The sequence below is a fragment of the Undibacterium sp. YM2 genome, from assembly GCF_009937975.1.
Lineage (GTDB): Bacteria > Pseudomonadota > Gammaproteobacteria > Burkholderiales > Burkholderiaceae_D > Undibacterium.
Genome location: NZ_AP018441.1, coordinates 3,797,573 through 3,814,966 on the forward strand (window position 1 = coordinate 3,797,573; position 17,394 = coordinate 3,814,966).

Annotated in this window: 10 protein-coding genes; 2 read left to right on the forward strand and 8 right to left on the reverse strand. The window is 48.5% G+C overall.

The window, feature by feature from the left end:
- Window positions 1-164 precede the first annotated feature (164 nt).
- Both UNDYM_RS17110 and UNDYM_RS17115 read left to right on the forward strand, forming a co-directional pair.
- Window positions 165-617: a MarR family winged helix-turn-helix transcriptional regulator gene (locus UNDYM_RS17110; RefSeq protein WP_162042109.1), complete on the forward strand. Its 453-nt coding sequence runs from the start codon at window positions 165-167 to the stop codon at window positions 615-617.
- 270 nt (window positions 618-887) lie between these two features.
- A complete protein-coding gene (locus tag UNDYM_RS17115; RefSeq protein ID WP_162042110.1) occupies window positions 888-1,307 on the forward strand; it encodes an organic hydroperoxide resistance protein in 420 nt (139 codons plus the stop codon).
- Window positions 1,308-1,413: 106 nt separating this feature from the next.
- Here UNDYM_RS17115 and UNDYM_RS17120 read toward each other — a convergent pair whose 3' ends face one another.
- The 8 genes from UNDYM_RS17120 to UNDYM_RS17155 form a co-directional block, all read right to left on the reverse strand.
- Window positions 1,414-1,944 (reverse strand): YcnI family protein, encoded by a 531-nt coding sequence (locus tag UNDYM_RS17120; RefSeq protein ID WP_232063523.1) that lies wholly within the window; start codon window positions 1,942-1,944, stop codon window positions 1,414-1,416.
- Window positions 1,941-2,144: a hypothetical protein gene (locus UNDYM_RS17125; protein WP_162042111.1), complete on the reverse strand. Its 204-nt coding sequence runs from the start codon at window positions 2,142-2,144 to the stop codon at window positions 1,941-1,943. Before UNDYM_RS17125 ends, UNDYM_RS17120 begins: the two co-directional genes overlap by 4 nt.
- Window positions 2,145-2,154: 10 nt before the next feature.
- Entirely contained in the window at window positions 2,155-2,604 is a 450-nt protein-coding gene (locus tag UNDYM_RS17130) for a copper chaperone PCu(A)C (protein WP_162042112.1), read from the reverse strand.
- A 22-nt stretch (window positions 2,605-2,626) separates the two neighbouring features.
- On the reverse strand, window positions 2,627-3,202 hold the full coding sequence (locus tag UNDYM_RS17135) for an SCO family protein (protein ID WP_162042113.1): 576 nt from the start codon (window positions 3,200-3,202) through the stop codon (window positions 2,627-2,629).
- A 113-nt stretch (window positions 3,203-3,315) separates the two neighbouring features.
- Window positions 3,316-3,732: a DUF2946 domain-containing protein gene (locus UNDYM_RS17140; protein ID WP_162042114.1), complete on the reverse strand. Its 417-nt coding sequence runs from the start codon at window positions 3,730-3,732 to the stop codon at window positions 3,316-3,318.
- Window positions 3,733-3,920: 188 nt separating this feature from the next.
- Window positions 3,921-9,179 carry a putative Ig domain-containing protein gene (locus UNDYM_RS17145; protein WP_162042115.1) on the reverse strand — a complete coding sequence of 1,753 codons (5,259 nt, stop codon included), beginning with the start codon at window positions 9,177-9,179 and terminating at the stop codon, window positions 3,921-3,923.
- A complete protein-coding gene (locus tag UNDYM_RS17150; RefSeq protein ID WP_232064186.1) occupies window positions 9,122-16,822 on the reverse strand; it encodes a calcium-binding protein in 7,701 nt (2,566 codons plus the stop codon). The genes UNDYM_RS17145 and UNDYM_RS17150 overlap by 58 nt, the downstream gene beginning before the upstream one ends.
- The gene (locus UNDYM_RS17155) at window positions 16,822-17,349 is read right to left on the reverse strand and encodes a hypothetical protein (protein WP_162042117.1); all 528 of its coding nucleotides are present in this window, start codon (window positions 17,347-17,349) and stop codon (window positions 16,822-16,824) included. Before UNDYM_RS17155 ends, UNDYM_RS17150 begins: the two co-directional genes overlap by 1 nt.
- Window positions 17,350-17,394: the final 45 nt, after the last annotated feature.

The following is a 17,394-nucleotide window of genomic DNA, read 5'->3' on the forward strand; positions in this document are numbered from 1 at the left end:
TGGGGCGTGGCGGCGCACGCGCAATGGCCGACATTATACCTTGTGCGACTTGCCAGGCTTCGCAAAAGACGATGCCCCATACTTTGCAGAAGTGCCGCATTGCTGGCAAAAACTGTTTATCATGCCTGCATATCATCCATTCACGAATTTGCCAGAGTGCCAAAATGAAAACACCCGCAGAAACACCGATCAATATGCTGGCACTGGAAAACCAATTTTGCTTTGCCCTGTATTCATCATCCCTGGCGCTGACCAAGGCCTACAAGCCCATGCTCGATGCCCTGGGCTTAACCTATCCGCAATATCTGGTCATGCTGGTCTTGTGGGAGCAGGATGATGTGCTGGTCAAAGACATAGGCCATGCCCTGTTCCTTGACTCAGGCACGCTGACACCCTTGCTGAAACGCCTGGAAGCCAATGGCATGCTGCAAAGGCATCGTGATGAGACTGACGAGCGCCAGGTAAGGATCACCCTGACGCCATCAGGCAGGGAATTGCGCAATGCCGCCCTCGACATCCCGCAAAAAATCCTCTGCGCCAGTGGGCAAAGCAAAGAGACCCTGATGGAATTGCGCAGCCAGCTTAGTGATTTGCGTAATGAGTTATTAAATCCTTGAGTTATTAAATCCTTGAGTCATTAAATCCATGAATTTTCAAGTTATGGGTGACCAAACCCATCAGTTAAAAAATTCTTAATATTTCCCTTGTTTGTACTAAGCTGTTATTCGCATACTATCGCGATGATAGAAAAAAACAATCGTAATTTAGATTGCACACAATTAAATTGTTCGCTATAGTTCATCCATCGACTCAGTAGTCGTAAGAAAAAACAGGAAACAAACGCAGCAAACCCCAAATAACCCAGCTAATTAAATCAGGAGTTCATCATGCAAGTACTTTACACAGCAAATGCAACAGCAACTGGCGGTCGTGATGGCCGTGCCGTTTCCAGCGACACTCAACTTTCCGTCAAACTGACAACGCCAAAAGAACTCGGTGGTGCAGGTGGCGAAGGCACTAATCCTGAGCAATTGTTTGCTGCCGGTTATTCCGCCTGCTTTATCGGCGCGATGAAATTTGTTGCCGCCGCTGGTAAAATCGCCCTGCCAGCAGATGTCTCCATCAATGGCCTGGTGGGCATAGGCCCAAATGGCAAAGGCGGCTTTGGACTGGCCGTGACCTTGAACGTCAGCCTGCCTGGCATGGACCGCGCAGAAGCAGAAGCGCTGGTACACAAGGCACATGAAGTTTGCCCATATTCCAATGCCACACGCGGCAATATCGAAGTGACTTTGAATATCCTGTAAGTTCAGGTGCCAGACTCGCCTGATAACTCGGGTGTCAGCAATTGAATAAGAAAAAATCCCCAATCGTGATGTCATGACTGGGGATTTTTTAAGCGTATCAAAATACTTAATGGTGATGCGCTGCGTCTGCTTTTTCCTGCACCTCCAGCACCGGCGCTGGTGTTTTCAAGCCCTTGGCAGCCTGGCCATCTGCCGGGATTTCCGCCCAGTCCAGCCTGCCTTTTTCACATAACTGCGTGACCTTGAAATATACCTTGCCTGCTTTCTCCGGCAATTTCACCTGTATCGAAAACTCATCGTAATAAGCATCAGGTAAAGGGCCGCCTGTCCAGCTTACTTCACGTACGTCCTGAGTGATGGTCTTGCCATGTGAGTTATAAGGCGCGCTGAGCGCTTGTATACTGGTATCGATTTTCCAACCCGCCTTGGGCATGGGTTTGGCACCGCTGACGTTTTCAGGAATGCTGACCCTGACCGCATTAGTAGCACTGCCCTCACAACCATGGCCGATTTTAAATGTCAGCTTATGGTAGGCGCCTGCGGCGGCAGTAGCCTGCTCCAGCGTGACATGAGCATGGGCTGCCTGTGCCAGCAAACTGCTTGCGGTGAACATGCCGATAAACAGAAATTTTTTCATGTGATTATCCTCGGGGTAGTTTGCTGATGTGCAGGCAGTGGCAAAAACTCTATCACCGCTGGCCTGGCGACGCGCGACATGGCCTGGTGCAGATAAAAGGCATAGGCATGCCACACTGCCAGCGCACAGATTGCCGCAACATTAAAGCACTGCAGCAGCCTGATAACACTGTTACGCCCTGCTCTTCTGCTTGTACTCATATTGCCTCCATCAATGTTGCGTTGCCTGGTTCAGGGGCTTGGCGACAGCCTTGATCTCCAGGGTTTCACGCTTCTTGTCCTTGCCCTCGACAACCAGGGTCACAGGTACCACATCCCCCTCCTTGACCTGTGCCTTCAAATCCAGCAGCATGATGTGGTAAGAACCGGGTTTGAGTTCCACCAGCTTGCCTGCGGGCAGGTCCAGACCATCGACGGGGCGCATCTTCATCATATTGTCGGTCATTTCCATTTTATGGAGTTCTGCCACACCTGCGACTGGCGAGCGCACTTCCAGCAGGCGTACATCCTTGACGGACTTGATCTGCATGAAAGCACCTGTCGCCTTTTGCTGCGCAACCGTGGCACGCACCCAGGCATCACTGACTGTGACCTGCGCCTGTGCAGAGATTGCAAATACAGTAGTAGCTACCGCCATCATGATTTGATTGATTTTGTTCATCGTATTTTTCCTTTAATGTAGTTCAGGCAGCCATCAATGTGCGCAAGTCTGCTGCACATTGCTCTGCGGTTTGTTCATGCTTCAATGCCAGGCGTATCTTGCCTTTGTCATCAAACACATAGCTTATTGCGGTATGGTCCATGGTATAAGAGCTGCCGCTGGGCACCTTCTGGTAAAACACCTTGAAGGCTGCGGCCGCTTCCTGCGTTTCTTTCATGTCGCCATACAGGCCCAAAAAGCTGGGGTCAAATGCTTTCATGTATTGTGCCAGCAATTCAGGGGTATCTCTTTCCGGGTCTATGGTAATGAAAATAACCTGCAATTGCTCAGCCTTGTCTGCCAGCAATTTGCGTATGTGCACTGCACGGCTCAGGGCCGCTGGGCAAATATCAGGGCACTGGGTAAAACCAAAGAATATCAGCAGATGCTTACCCTTGAAACTGGCAAGGCTGTAATCCTTGCCATCATGCCCGCGCAGATGAAAATCATTGGCATAATTGGCACCCGTAATATCAATGCCGGTAAAAGTCACAGGCGTGCGGCTGCAAGCCAGCAAAGACAGGCTGCCCAGCAGCGTCAGTACAGAACGACGTTTCATGTTGATGTCTTTTCTTCATTCATCGCCATTAATCACAATGAGATGATGGATTGATATCGTCTTACCTGCTCACGAACAAAGCCGGTGAACAAAAGGTAAAACAGCAGGGAGAATCAAACCAGATGGAGAGGCGGGCCACGCGGCTGCGCCGCAGTCCAGATGAATAAAACGTGGGGAGATTGATAAAACAACAAAGGCGCTGCCGCTGCCAACTTGCCCTCTGGCGGGCTGGACAAAGCGCCTGGCAACACAAAATCATGCCCTGCATGCAGCACACAATAAGCACAATGCGCCGCCATATGCTGCTTGTCTTGCGCGGACTTTCCCGCAACCAGTTTGATCAGCTTGCCCGTCACGGCATCCACCAGCTTGACACCCTCGACACTACAGACCTCGACAACCCCTGGCGCAACGACAACAGGCACACCCGCCCCCATCCCGCCAGCCATGGCTGGCAGCAAACCATTGAACAACAGGGCAAGACATGCAAGCCATATCGTCAGGTGCCGGAATGAGGAAGAAATGCGCATGGGCAGATTATAACAAAACCTGCATCATTCAAAAAAATATGCGGGTAAATGAATCGCAGGTTTGCACTGACACAAAAAACAAAAAGGGCTGGTCGCGAAACCAGCCCTCCCGCCCTGCTCATTATCGCTTGTTCAAAACAAGTTTCAGATCAGGCATAGTTCACATACAGATCAAATACAGATCAAACTCACATCAACAACAAAGCCCCCGTTTCCAGTTGAGGCCTGTTATGCAAAGTCTGGCCCTTGTTATTGTTAAAGTCATTCGCTGCCAGGCTGGTCTGCACGACGCTCAAACCGATGCCGGTCAGGTTACCGTTCAGGCCATACTGGTAACTAAGGTCACCACCAATGGCAACTGTGTTCGATCCATACAGATGCGCATCGAGCATGGAGCTCATGACTGCCCATTGGTTCAGGCTTGGTGTGGCTGCCAGGCTGGCATCAAACTTCTGGACCAGTTTGGTGAAGTCAAATACTTCGACTTTGCTGTTTTTGGTCTTGTCAGTTGATGCGGCATCATAATCACCACCTTCGGTGATGAATTGCAGGCGATCTACACCACGCAAGCCCTGGTTGGTGTACCAGTCCTTGAGGGTGATACTGTCGCCCTGGCCGAGGTTGAGCACCAGGTCCATGCCAGCCTTGCTGAGTGACAGGTCGGCATATTTGATGCCTTTGCCAAGAGAGATCGTATTGCCATTGACCTTGTTGTTTTTGTAGATGTCGGCACCGTCACCGCGGTTGAAGGCAAATACATTGAGGCCCTGGCCTGGGTCTATGGTGTCATTGCCTTTGCCACCGGCATACCAGTGGTTGCCGACGTTCATGGTAATCACATCATCACCATCACCGCCATCAACCAGCTTGTTGCCATAGTCGCCGGTGATGACATCATTGCCTGCACCGCCCTGGGCGACGTCATTGCCGTTGGCGAGGGTGATGGTGTCGATGCCGTTGCCGCCATTGACATAGTCATTGCCATAACCTGCGCTGATGGTGTCGTCGCCGTTGCCACCGTACAGGGTGTCGTCCTGGTCACCGCCGTCAAGGGTATCGTTGCCGTCACCACCATCGAGCATGTCATTACCATTGCTTCCCGTGAGTTTGTCGTCACCAGCACGGCCATACAGGATGTCGATGCCATCGCCACCGTCAAGGGTGTCGTTGCCATTACCACCGTCGAGGGTATCGTTGCCGCTGCTGCCATCGAGCAGGTCGTCACCATCTTCGCCATAAAGGGCATCATTACCACTTTGGCCGTACAGACGGTCATTGCCGACACCGCCGTAAGCGGCGTCATCGCCATTGCCACCATCGAGCTTGTCGTTGCCGTAGCCGCCATAGAGGGTGTCATTGCTGTCGTAACCGAAGATGGTGTCGTCGTTACGGCCACCACGGATGACTTCGGCAGCATTGCCGCCACTGGCGGTGACTTGTTTGACCAGCAGGTCATCCCAGCTGACTTGTTTGCCGTCAGAGAGGATGAACTTCTCTATAGGCGAAATGACCTTGCCCTGGGCATCGACGGTGACCTCAAAGTCTATGCCCTGGCTGGCATCACCTTCTGCGGTGATGGCGCGGATCTGGGCAAACTTTTTATTGCCAACCGTGGCGACAGAGCCGATCAGGTTGTCAAGACTTAACCCAGTGCCAAAGTTGAGGCTGTCAACACCGGATGTGTCGGTAATGAAGTCGAGGCCATCGCCCTGGGCATAGTAGTACTGATCATCACCGGCATCACCATTCAGAACGTCATTGCCGGTACCGCCTGTGAGGCTGTCATTGCCTGCGCCGCCAGACAGGGTATCAGCACCGGCACCACCGTTCATGACATCGGCTGCGGCTGTACCGGTGAGTACGTCTGCTGCATCGGTGCCGCTCAGGCCGCTGGCTGTCGCACCTGCGATATGCAGGACGAGCTTGTTACTGGCGCTGAGGCCGCCTTTGTCCTTGACCTGGATAGTGACCGCCAGATCACCGACGGCAGCATGATCAGGTGTACCACTCAGTGTCTTGGTCGCTGCATCAAATGCCAGCCAGGTTGGTAAGGGGCTGCCATTGGCCAGCGTGGCGCTGTAGGTCAGGACATCACCTGCGTCGGCATCAGTGAAGGTACCTGCTGGTACCGCAAAGCTGAAGGCGGCTTTCTCTGTCAGGCTTTGATCTGACAGAGTTTTCGCAGCAACCGGTGCTGTGTTTGGTGCGACATAGTCTGCCACATGCAAATTCAGGGCCGTTTTAGCTGTCAAACCACCTTTGTCTTTGACCGAAACAGATAAGGCCAGATCGCCGACTGCAGCATGATCAGGGATGCCGCTCAACGTCCTGGTGGCTGCATCAAAGCTCAACCAGGTCGGTAAGGCCTTGCCATCTGCCAGTGTCACACTGTAAGTCAGCACGTCACCTGCGTCAACATCAGTGAAGGTGCCTGCCGGTACCGCAAAGCTGAAGGCGGCTTTCTCTGTCAGGCTTTGATCTGACAGAGTTTTCGCAGCAACCGGTGCTGTGTTTGGTGCGACATAGTCTGCCACATGCAAATTCAATGCCGTTTTTGCTGTCAGGCCGCCTTTGTCTTTGACGGCAACAGACAAGGCCAGATCACCAACAGCAGCATGATCAGGTGTACCGCTCAATGTCCTGGTCGCTGCATCGAAGCTCAGCCAGGTCGGTAATGCCTTGCCGTCTGCGAGGGTGACGCTGTAAGTCAGTACATCGCCTGCATCAGCATCAGTGAAGGTGCCTGCCGGTACCGCAAAGCTGAAGGCGGATTTCTCTGTCAAGCTTTGGTCTGACAGAGTTTTTGCGGCAACCGGTGCTGTATTTGGTGCGACATAGTCTGCCACATGCAAATTCAACGCCGTTTTAGCTGTCAAACCACCTTTGTCTTTAACCGAGACAGATAAGGACAGATCGCCAACAGCAGCATGGTCAGGTGTGCCACTCAGCGTTCTGGTGGCTGCATCGAAGCTCAGCCAGGTCGGTAATGCCTTGCCGTCTGCGAGGGTGACGCTGTAGGTCAGCACATCGCCTTTATCTGCATCAACAAAGAGCGTATCTGGTATGACCAGGCTAAAGGCTTTCTTCTCAGTCAGCGCCTGGTCTGCCAAGCTGGCTTTCAACTCCGGTGCAGTATTAACTGTCGCAGCTGCTGCCACACTCAAACTAAAGTCGAGATTGGCAGACAGTTGGCCACCGTCTTTGGCCGTTACGCGCAATACCAGATCACCAATGTCTGTATGCCCAGGTGTTCCGCTCAGTTTGCCGGTCTTCTGATCAAACTTGAGCCAGGTTGGCAAGACATCACCATTGGCAAGGCTCAGGCTATAAGTCAGACTATCTCCTGCATCCGCATCGCTGAAAAGACCGTCAGGCAAAGTGAAACTGAAGTCTTTGTTCTCGGTTACTTTTTGCTGGGTGACAGAGCCGATTGCGACTGGGGCAGTGTTAGCACCAAGTGCAGGCCTTGATGGCGCACGCGCTATCATTTGGTCCAGAGTAAATTTACTGCCGTCAGCAAATTCAAAAATCTCCACACCAAAACCAGTCGCATCCTCTGCATTAGCAACAACAATACGCACGCCCTTACCTTCACCCCATGAAATATTCAGAGTCTGATGAGGTGTGTCCGCGTCGAACCTGCCCCATGAGAATTTCAGGTCAGATAGATTGATGCCTGCTTCGAAGAGCACCTTGTCTTGTGGCAGACTGTTTTGATCAATATCAACCCGGAAATAGTTTTCACTACCTAAGCCATATTGAGTAGCCGTCACGACACCAGAATCATAAATAGTGTCCCAGCCAGTATCTGCACCAAACAACCGGTACCAGTCACCCATGGCGCCACCGTTCATAAAGTCATCGCCATCACCGCCTATGATTTCATCACGGCCAGCGCTGCCCAACAGGGTGTCGTTACCTGCTCCCCCATTGATAAAACTTCCGGATGCGCCATTGTCGTTCGCATATACAACAGATTCCACCATGGACCTGTCCAAGTTGGACATCTGCACATCTTTATAGGTGTCAAATAGTTTCCAATTTACGGCTTCTTCTGCCGACGCAAAACTACCCATCCCACTATCAACAAAATCATCGCCGGCGCCAGCATCAATAATCTGATAACCCGTGCCATTGAGCCAATAACTGGCTGTGGCAGCACCATATAAAATATGATTATTAGAAGAACCTGACCTGATGTCTTCTACTGAAAACACTTGATTTTGACGATTCTCGACAGTTCTCAGAGTTACATTATCTGTCTGTACAACGCGTTGATCCACATAGGTAGTCTGTATATCTTGGTACAAATTGAAGTAGGCAAGCTCCTTGGTAGTATTACCATTAACAGCATCAACTTTATCCACATAAACAGCAACACTGTTCATTGGTGTGTCATAACGGCCATATCGATTCTTGACCAATTCATCAAGTTCAATTTTCCTGACGAAAACGGGTGCATGAGTCACCGGAGTTTTAACTATGCTTTCGCTCGTCACTGCCTTGGTTTCCTGTGTATCCGACACTACCGAAATATTGTTTTGCACCGTTGGATCTTGTGCGTGTATTTCTGCACTGTCAGATGTCGTCCTTACCACAGAAATGACAGGCGTGGACGTTGCAGTTGTTGCTGTTACGCTGACCCCATTTTCAATATATGTGGACACACTTGTACCGCGCTCTATCGCAAGCTCAGAAAAATAGTGATTGTGGGCAGTCAGGAAATCCTGTCTGTACTTCTCTACCTTATCTGCACTTGATGTGGCTTGTGTCGCTGAGTTTCCAGCAACCAGCAAACTCGACAAAGATATGCTGGAACCCTGATCTGCTTTGACTGTCCATTGTGAATTTCCCTTGAAATAATCGCGCAAAACCAAGCCATCGCTTGTGCCATTGATTCCAACAAATAAATTCTCACCCATTCGTTGCAATGTCAAATCAGATATATTAGTACCTGGCTTGAGCGCGATCAGGCTGGAGTCACCGTCCTTTTCAATAGCGATATCCTGCCCTGCTCCCCTACCAAAGACGTAAGTATCCACACCCTGACCACCAATCAGTACTTCATTCGCACTGCCACCTTGCAGGACGTCGCCGGCTCTGCCACCAACAAGATTTTGTGACGAAGCAGTACCCGTTAAATTCACACTATCGGTCAATAAAAGATTCAGGAACTGACCATGACTGAATAAGGTGTCGTCTGCGAATTGATATGTCATATTGGAATTTGACAAACCATTCTTGATCAAAACCTGATCTCCACCATCGCCAATCTTCAACAACAGAGAAGTACCACCATCCGCATTTTTAACCTGGCTAGCTTTGATGCTGGCAACTGGAATGTCGTCTCCAAACCTGATTAAGTTATTACCACCCAGATCCACTATGGTCAGAGCACCACAACCAGAATTGACTTGATAGACATCTTTACCTGCACCACCAGACAAAATCCCCCTGCGCCTAATCCGCGCAGCAAAGCTTGGTGTGACATCACAGTGCCATCTGCAAATTCATAGGTTTCTATCGCGCCATTGGCACCACCCAATATGGTGATCTGATCATGATCACTATATTTGATAATCAGGTCAGTGCCATTCGCCGCAAGACTCAAATGCACATCTTTGGCATTGATGCCTTGGCCAAATCGTATCCGGTCTGACGATCTTGAGTCATGTTCTTCGTAGGTACCATCAGCGATGGTATCTTTGCCGTCGCCAAGATTAAAAATATAAGTATCACTGCCATATTGGTCAAACAGTTGATCATCCCCTGCCCCGCCCTGATAGGTATCATCACCATAACCGCCAAGCAAAATACTGGATCCGGAGCCGTCGATCAAAGTGTCATTATCACCTTCACCGCTTAGGACATTATTACCTTCCCCGCCGATCAGTCTGTCGTCATAGTCACCACCATATAACTTATCATCGCCAGAACCACCAATCAGTGTGTCCTCTCCGTCATCTCCCCAGAAAATGTCTGCACCAGCACCGCCTGTGATTACGTCATCACCTGCATAACCGTGAATACGAGCACCAGTGTCAGGTGCCTTCAAATTATCATTCCCGTTCGTGCCGTCAAGTGAACCACCCGTCATCAGATTGGCGATAGCAGCCTTGTCCAGGTAGTCACCATTGGCGAATGTAATGCGAGAAATATTATCAACACCAAGGATTTTTCCATAAACAATCCTGATCGTATTGGTGCCACTCTGCAAGAGAATATCGCTCTTGTTTCCTGGATCTCCCAGATTCAAAGTATCTTTAGTGAATCCTTCCCCAAGCCGTATTTCAGTATTTCCTACGGTATCTTTAATCTGGACGTTAACGCTACGATTTTTGTAAGCTGAAATAATGTAGGTATCGTCACCATCACCACCTTCCAGATGGTCGGCTTCGTTTCCGTAGAGAGTGTCATTTCCACCGCCACCAACCAGCAAATCGTCACCGTCGCCACCGTCAAGCACGTTATCGGCATCGTTACCCCAGATGCCATTGCTCAAGGCATTACCGGTTCCATTAATAGCGTTTGAGCCAGTCAAGTAAAGTTCTTCTACATTGTCTGGTAATGTGTAAGTGACTGAACTGTAAATCTGATCCACTTCATATGCAGAAGTAGTCTCAATGACAACGTCTCCCACATTATCTACGATGTAAACGTCGTATCCAGTGCCACCGATTAACGTGTCCGCTCCCAAACCACCATCCAAGGTGTCATGGCCTCCAAGACCAGTGATTAAATCATTGTCTTTAGACCCTATCAGTTTGTCATTACCCTCGGTTGCGCGTGGAGCTAGACTATCAATAGAAAGGTACATATCAATTGTTGTACTCGCCCCAAAAGAATCTGTTGCGATCAATTGAACGGCATAAAGCCCGGCAGACATGTCTGGTGGTATGCCACTAAACACTCGGGTTTTTGGATCAAATTTCAACCATACTGGTAAGGGTTCACCTTTATTAAAAGTGGCGGAATAGGTCAGTGAATCACCTGGATCTTCATCGATAAAAGCATTATCAACAACGGCATAATTTAACTCCAGAGTTTCTTTTGCCTCAATGGTAGCCAGACGTGCATTGATACGGGGAGCATGATTAAGGCTTTGCATTTCCAGAATCTGTTGCTGCGTCCACTTGATACTTGAGTCATCATCAAATCGGATACCGTCGAACCTGTGGCCTGAAACAAAAAACTCCCTGATTCTCAATTCATCATTAGTACCTTTAATGTGAATAAATAAATCACGGCTGTCACGGCTAAAGCTAATATCAGATGGCTTCACCCCTGATTTGATGATGAGACTGATTGTATCGTCTGCGCTCTGTGCAGGATCGACAGCAAACGCCGTATCGCGGCCTGCACCACGTCCCCAAAGTATGGTGTCGTGTCCTTGCGGTCCGCCTAAATTATCGTCACCAGCACCGCCATCAAGTACATCATCTCCTTCACCACCAGAAAGGACATCATTGCCGTCACCACCATACAAAGTGTCGTCACCAACCCCACCACCGATGTCGTCGTCCCCTTCGTCACCGTACAAGAGATCATTGCCTTCGCCACCGTGAATGTAATCCCCTCCACTTCCACCAAAAACGGTGTCATTGCCTTTGTCGGCAACAATATTATCGACACCCGCATTCCCATGAATCAAGTCGTTGGTGAAGTAACCCTGAATATCATCATCCAGCTCAGTTCCCTCCAAAACCATTTGTTTGAGCTTGGCTGAATCCCAGATAGTTCCGTCAGAAAACTGAACCTGATCAAGAGTTGTATCTACAATCTGACCATTTGCGATCTGCGCATTGATATAAATTGAATCAGGTCGTCCACCATTTGCATCGACTGGGGAATTTTTCAGGTAAATGTAGAAGCCTGCACCGTACTGAAATTTGATGATGATTTCAGAAGGCAAGGCCTTAATCAGCAGACGGTCAAAATCTGCTTTCTCTCCAGCTTCTTTCTTGGTGGTCGTATTATCGATAAAAATATTACCGTATCCTTCTCCCCAGACATAGGTGTCATCACCTTTACCACCGGTTAGTTCTGCACCGCCATAAAAACGGATACCGCCGGAGAAGCTGCCAAGACTAATGCCACTATCCAGGAAATCATCGCCATCCCCCCCAAACAGGCGATCAAAACCGTCGCCTCCCAGCAAGGTGTCATTTCCATTGTCACCATAAAGCCAATCATCCCCGTCATCACCATACAGAATATCTTCGCCATCAGCGCCGTAGATAGTATCGTGACCATTTTTGCCATGAATAACGTCATCACGATCACTAAAGCCTGCAATTTTTTGAGATGTTTCATCACCAAGAACAGAGAGTTCTTTAAGTTTAGTGATATCCCAAACGGTGCCATCCTCAAACACCACTTTATTGACGGAGGGATCATTCATGATGACAATATTTTCCAGTCTCAGATCTGAGTCGCCGGGTATCACCAAAGACAAATCATTCCCTGCAGCATAAACTCCCCAAGAACGAGCCACTCGTACGTCTTCAGGTTTAGTACCAGCTTTGATCTTGATTATGTCAGTTCCCTGAAAGTCGGTTCCGCCATAGTTGCGACCGTAAATATCGGCGATAACATCGTGACCGGATCCTTTGCCCCAGATGAAAGTATCGTTGCCTGAGTAGCCAATATACATATCGTCGCCCAGGCCGCCGTCGATAGTGTCGTCACCTTCGCCACCTTCCAAGCGATCATTGCCTTCACCACCATACAGGAAGTCATTCCCTCCCCATCCCATGATGTAATCATTACCGGCACCGCCGTTAATCGTTTCGCCTTTATTAAATCCGCGCAACTCATCGTCACCATCGGTCGGACGCAAAGATTCTTCTTCAATCTTTTTGGCATCCCAGACCGTACCATCCGCAAAACGAATTTCATTGACCATCTGCAGGGCATTCACGCCATCCATATCAAAAGCCATTACGACCCGCAAGGTATCGGTCGTTCCTTTGATTTTGAGCGTCAGACTAAAGCCATCGTTACGAACAATAATTTCATCTGGTTTGGTATCTGCCTTGATCTGTATAACATCCATACGGCCAGACGACGTGTCGTTATTGACCAGTTGATCATTGCCACTACCCTTGCCCCACAAATAAATATCATTACCGGTACCGCCGATCAGGACATCATCACCCGCCCCACCGCTCAGGAAGTCATTGCCCGCACCACCGTCAAGAGTATCGTAACTATCGCCACCGAACAGCATGTCATCGCCATCATTACCTGCAATGTTCTCCGAAGTTGTGCTGGCAACTAAAATATCATTCAGTACCGTGCCTATCATATATCCAGGCTTGCTTGGATCTATAATGATGCCTTGCTCTGCATACAGTGCCCTGAGTGCAGGCGTAAGTGGCATGGACTGAATTAATTGTGCCATCAATATGCGGCCATCCCAGTCAACTGATGTCAACTGCGGCGCTACATATTTGTTGAACTCGATCAAATCTGCCAAACCATCAATCGAACCACCTGATGTGACCTGCTCAAAATAGGCTTTTGCCTTAGCGCCATTCAAGCGGACACTGGCATTATCGACAGTTAAATCCAACTGGCTGAACAAAGACTGGAACCTTGTTTGCAGCAACAAATTGCTATACACAGACTCGCTCAGGGTAGTCCATGACAAATCCAGAACAGCCAGCCTGTCGGATTCAAGGTTGATGGTATGTGTAGCATTTGTCTCAGTGACGATACGCCTGGTCAGGAAATTGCTGCCATTAAATTTCTCAAGCGTGTCGATACGTTTAAATACGCCAGGCTGGTCTTGGGCAAATTGTTCAACAGCGGTCAGCGCACCAGTACCGGTATCATGGCTGGCCTTGATACTGGTCGCCATATTGCTGGTAGCACCCCAGGCCATGATCAGGTCTTCAAGCAAGGCCCTTTGCGCCGTATGTGTTTTGGCATTTACAAATTCAGTGAGTTTTGCTTTGAGCGCACGACCAGCTGCACTATCAATGCTGGCGGCTTCACGCAGGCTACGTACCTGCCCTGAACCTTGCATATCAGGTAAAAGCTCTACGCCTGCCACCAAGGTAATGTGGTCAGTGAATTTACTATTGAACGTATCTTCAGCCAAATTAACGTCTGCAACCTGGCCTGCCTCACCCACGGTCCCCCGTGTTCCATCGGCACGGGTATAACTACCCAAATCAGCGATCTGGTTACCATTGGCCAAGAAAACACTATTAGCAGTTTTTGCCACGCTAAAGCTGCTAATGCCCACTTGATCAAGAGTAAACAACTCATTTTTTTGCGATACGCCATCTTGATTCAAATCACGCCATACGCGCAGTTTGTCCCAATTAGCATCAAGCTTATCTACCTTGCCGTCATGATTACTGTCCTGATCTGCCAGTGCAGCAAAACCATCCTGGGCTTTGCCACCACCATATAACGGTGTTGAATCACCAAATAGCTCTGCACCAGTATCTATCGTACCGTTGTCATTACGATCCAGCGCAAGGAAACCGTCGTCTGGCAAAATCCAGCCAGTCCCGGTTTTAATGCCGTCGCCATCATGATCAAACAGAATAGGATTGGTCAGCGACACACCAGTCGTATCAAGTCCATTACCATTAAGATCAATGGTTAATGGATCGCGTCGGCGCTGCCACTTGATTGCATCGTTAAAATGCTTGCCTGTACCTGGATTGATAATTCTTGTTTCAATATGAATCACTTTGCCAGGATTGGAACCACCAGTCTCGGTGCCAGGTTTAGGACCAGAACCGCTGCCAGTTGAATCGCTAGTACCCGGCTTCACTTCAGCTGGAATATTCGGGCCACCATTTTCTGGTTTCTCTTTAGGCAAATTATCCGCAGCAATCCCTGTCGAGACACTTGGATCCCAGGCCGAAGTAGCAAGCTCACCATCTGACTTGTCAGCTGGCGGGAGCGTGTCTGGACGCATATCCGGCTTGGACAGGATTGCAATTCCACCAGGTCCAAAAGTTTTCTCTGTCGTGCCATTGACTGTCGTTGTCGTAGCCGTACCACTGCCATCCGCATTGTATTTGATGGTTGTGTTTGAAACGATACCTACACCACCTTCACCAAAAACCGTTTCAGTCCGCGTACCATTGCCATCATCTGAGTAATTTTTGTGAGTGCCATTCGCATATACAGTACTGTTGGTGATCATGCCATTCTTCTGGTATGTCGTCACATTCTGTTTCTCAGCACTGTTTGGACCACCTGTAGAAAACTCGATGATATTGCCTACACTACGCTCATCGATTGTTCCATCATCACGTTTGCCATCACTGATGTAAACTCCACCGGTTGTACCATCCGGCTTTTTATAACTGGACGAGACAAAATTACCTTTCTTGTCGTAAATAACACTGGTGCTAGCACCGTTAATCTTGTCATTGACATAGCGCACGTGATTACCATCAACACGATATTCAACGCCAGTACTGACCTTGTTCACATCCGTTTTTTCAAAGCCATAACTGCCGTCAGCTTGTGACCAGAAAAGTTCTCGAGGATTGTTTTGACTATCGCGGTTGATGACCGTGATATTTCCCTTGCCGTCATCACTCACTGAGCGAGTACTTTTATCCGCATTGACGGTGATAGAAGTATATTTACGGCCATCAAAAGTCTCTTTACCATAACTGCCGTCCGGGTCTTTCCAGGTACGGGCAGTTTTTTGCCCCCAGTTGGTATAGAAAGTTGTATCTGTGGCGCCATCAGCATCTTTGTTGAAGACTTGCTTGCTGCCGTCAGCGAGGATAGTCATACCGGAAAGCGAGCCATCGGCGCTTTCAATGATATTTCCCTTACTTCCATCAGGTTTTAACCAACTGGTAGTAGTTATCCCATCAACTCCACGGACACTCGTTTGTTCAACACCTTTACCATCTTTATAGACAGTAGTCTTAACACCTTCAACAATTTTGCTTTCACTTTGGCTGCCATCCGATTTAGCCCACTTCTCCCCAGTTTGTACACCATTTTTGTCGTAGTAAATTTCCTGACGGTTTCCAGCCTTGTCGTCGGAAACATCAGTCACATTACCATCACGGTCTTTATATTTGGCGACAACAGAACCATCATTCGGATTGGTTACTTCACGCCCCTCGGTGCCATCCCATTTCTTCCAGGAGGAATCGATCAGATTACCTTTTGGGTCATACACTTTAAAAAACGTGCTTCCCATTGGATCGACAGAGTTCTCTGTCTTGGACTTATCAGCGTTAACAGTCGTCACACTCCTGGAACCCGTGTCCGGGTTATAGGTCATGATCTCGCCAGTCCCGTCTTTATTTTCTACGATCTTGCTTGTTACGACATTGTTTTTATCAAGAACGACTGTCGTTTCTGCCCCGGTTATGAGATCGCGCTGATATCCGCCATGTTCACCCGTATCTTTGTGCAGCCAGCTACCTTCAATTTTTGAATTATTTTCGTCATATTTAGCTTTTGAAAAGTTTGAGCTTGTCTCAATCGTTACTACAGAAGAGCCATCTTTTGCAGTAATGGTGTTCCGCTCTTCCAACAGAATATGGTAAGAAGCAGATTTCAATTTAATGTTTTCGATATAACTCCCACTAATCTTGTCTGTCGACGTTGTGGTTTCGTTATATGTATTTGAAGAGACAGGTCCAATAACAGTTTTAGAAAGTAGATCTATCGAACCACTACTTTTATCCGCCCAATGATAAATTGTCTGCTCACCAGTACTCCAGTTATGCTCCCCCTCATCAGTACCACCGTCTGAGCGTGGAGTAATCCATTTGACGTCAATTCCATCAGGCGAACCAATCAGTGACTCAGAAATTTGAGCACCGTTTGAATACTTCGTTGTCTTCCAATCACCATTTATATATACCTTTGGTGGATCGTTGCCGGCAATAACATCTAATCCGTATTCAGCAAGCGTGACTATTTCATCTACCCTATTTTTCAAAAATTGCAGTCCTAATTCGCCAAAAGTGGTGGTGATTTTCCACAACGCTGGAAAATCCAAGGTGCCAGGAACGCGCTCCATCCATTCCGATGCTTTTTCAACGACCTCCGGATCTTTAGAATTCAGAAGACGCCCAACCCTATGCATCAAGAAAGTATTCTGCAAATAAGTTGAAATACCAGTGCCTCCAGTATCACGTACCTCCGACCAAATCGTCTCAACATTAGCTTCACTGCTTGTTTTTTTATGAGATCCATTGGAATTTTCAAGGTCCAGTTATCGATAGAAAATCCGTTTTTCTCAAACACCTCTTTATGAAAATCTTCTGTCTCGAAAAAATTCACATCCCGATTTGCTATGCCATTTCCTTCCGAAGCAATTTTCTCCATTGCAGTTAGGTACGCATACGCCATGTCTCTACGGATATTGGCTATGTCGTTATCGGTTACTACTTTGCTAGGGTGTCCGCCTGCGCCATCAGCAGCACTTTTCTTTAGATAGTCCAATGCTGCGATACCAGCAAATTCATCACCCGCAGCTACACCACCTGCCCACCCGGCGTACATATAGCCTTTTTTTAGCATATTCTGATAAAACTGCACTGTGGTCATTTGACCACTATCCAGTGCATTTCTGTATTGCAACAATTCTTTGGAGCTAATTGAATTAGGCATTAAAATTTTCCTGAAAATTACTATTAAAATTACGTCTGTAAAAAA

What these genes read in the sequence shown, in the direction of transcription:
- UNDYM_RS17110 (WP_162042109.1), top strand. Translation starts at nt 165, where the DNA reads ATGAAAACACCCGCAGAAACACCGATCAATATGCTGGCACTGGAAAAC.
- UNDYM_RS17125 (WP_162042111.1), bottom strand. Translation starts at nt 2,144, where the DNA reads ATGAGTACAAGCAGAAGAGCAGGGCGTAACAGTGTTATCAGGCTGCTG.
- UNDYM_RS17135 (WP_162042113.1), bottom strand. Translation starts at nt 3,202, where the DNA reads ATGAAACGTCGTTCTGTACTGACGCTGCTGGGCAGCCTGTCTTTGCTG.
- UNDYM_RS17155 (WP_162042117.1), bottom strand. Translation starts at nt 17,349, where the DNA reads ATGCCTAATTCAATTAGCTCCAAAGAATTGTTGCAATACAGAAATGCA.
- UNDYM_RS17120 (WP_232063523.1), bottom strand. Translation starts at nt 1,944, where the DNA reads ATGAAAAAATTTCTGTTTATCGGCATGTTCACCGCAAGCAGTTTGCTG.
- UNDYM_RS17130 (WP_162042112.1), bottom strand. Translation starts at nt 2,604, where the DNA reads ATGAACAAAATCAATCAAATCATGATGGCGGTAGCTACTACTGTATTT.
- UNDYM_RS17115 (WP_162042110.1), top strand. Translation starts at nt 888, where the DNA reads ATGCAAGTACTTTACACAGCAAATGCAACAGCAACTGGCGGTCGTGAT.
- UNDYM_RS17140 (WP_162042114.1), bottom strand. Translation starts at nt 3,732, where the DNA reads ATGCGCATTTCTTCCTCATTCCGGCACCTGACGATATGGCTTGCATGT.
- UNDYM_RS17150 (WP_232064186.1), bottom strand. Translation starts at nt 16,822, where the DNA reads ATGCATAGGGTTGGGCGTCTTCTGAATTCTAAAGATCCGGAGGTCGTT.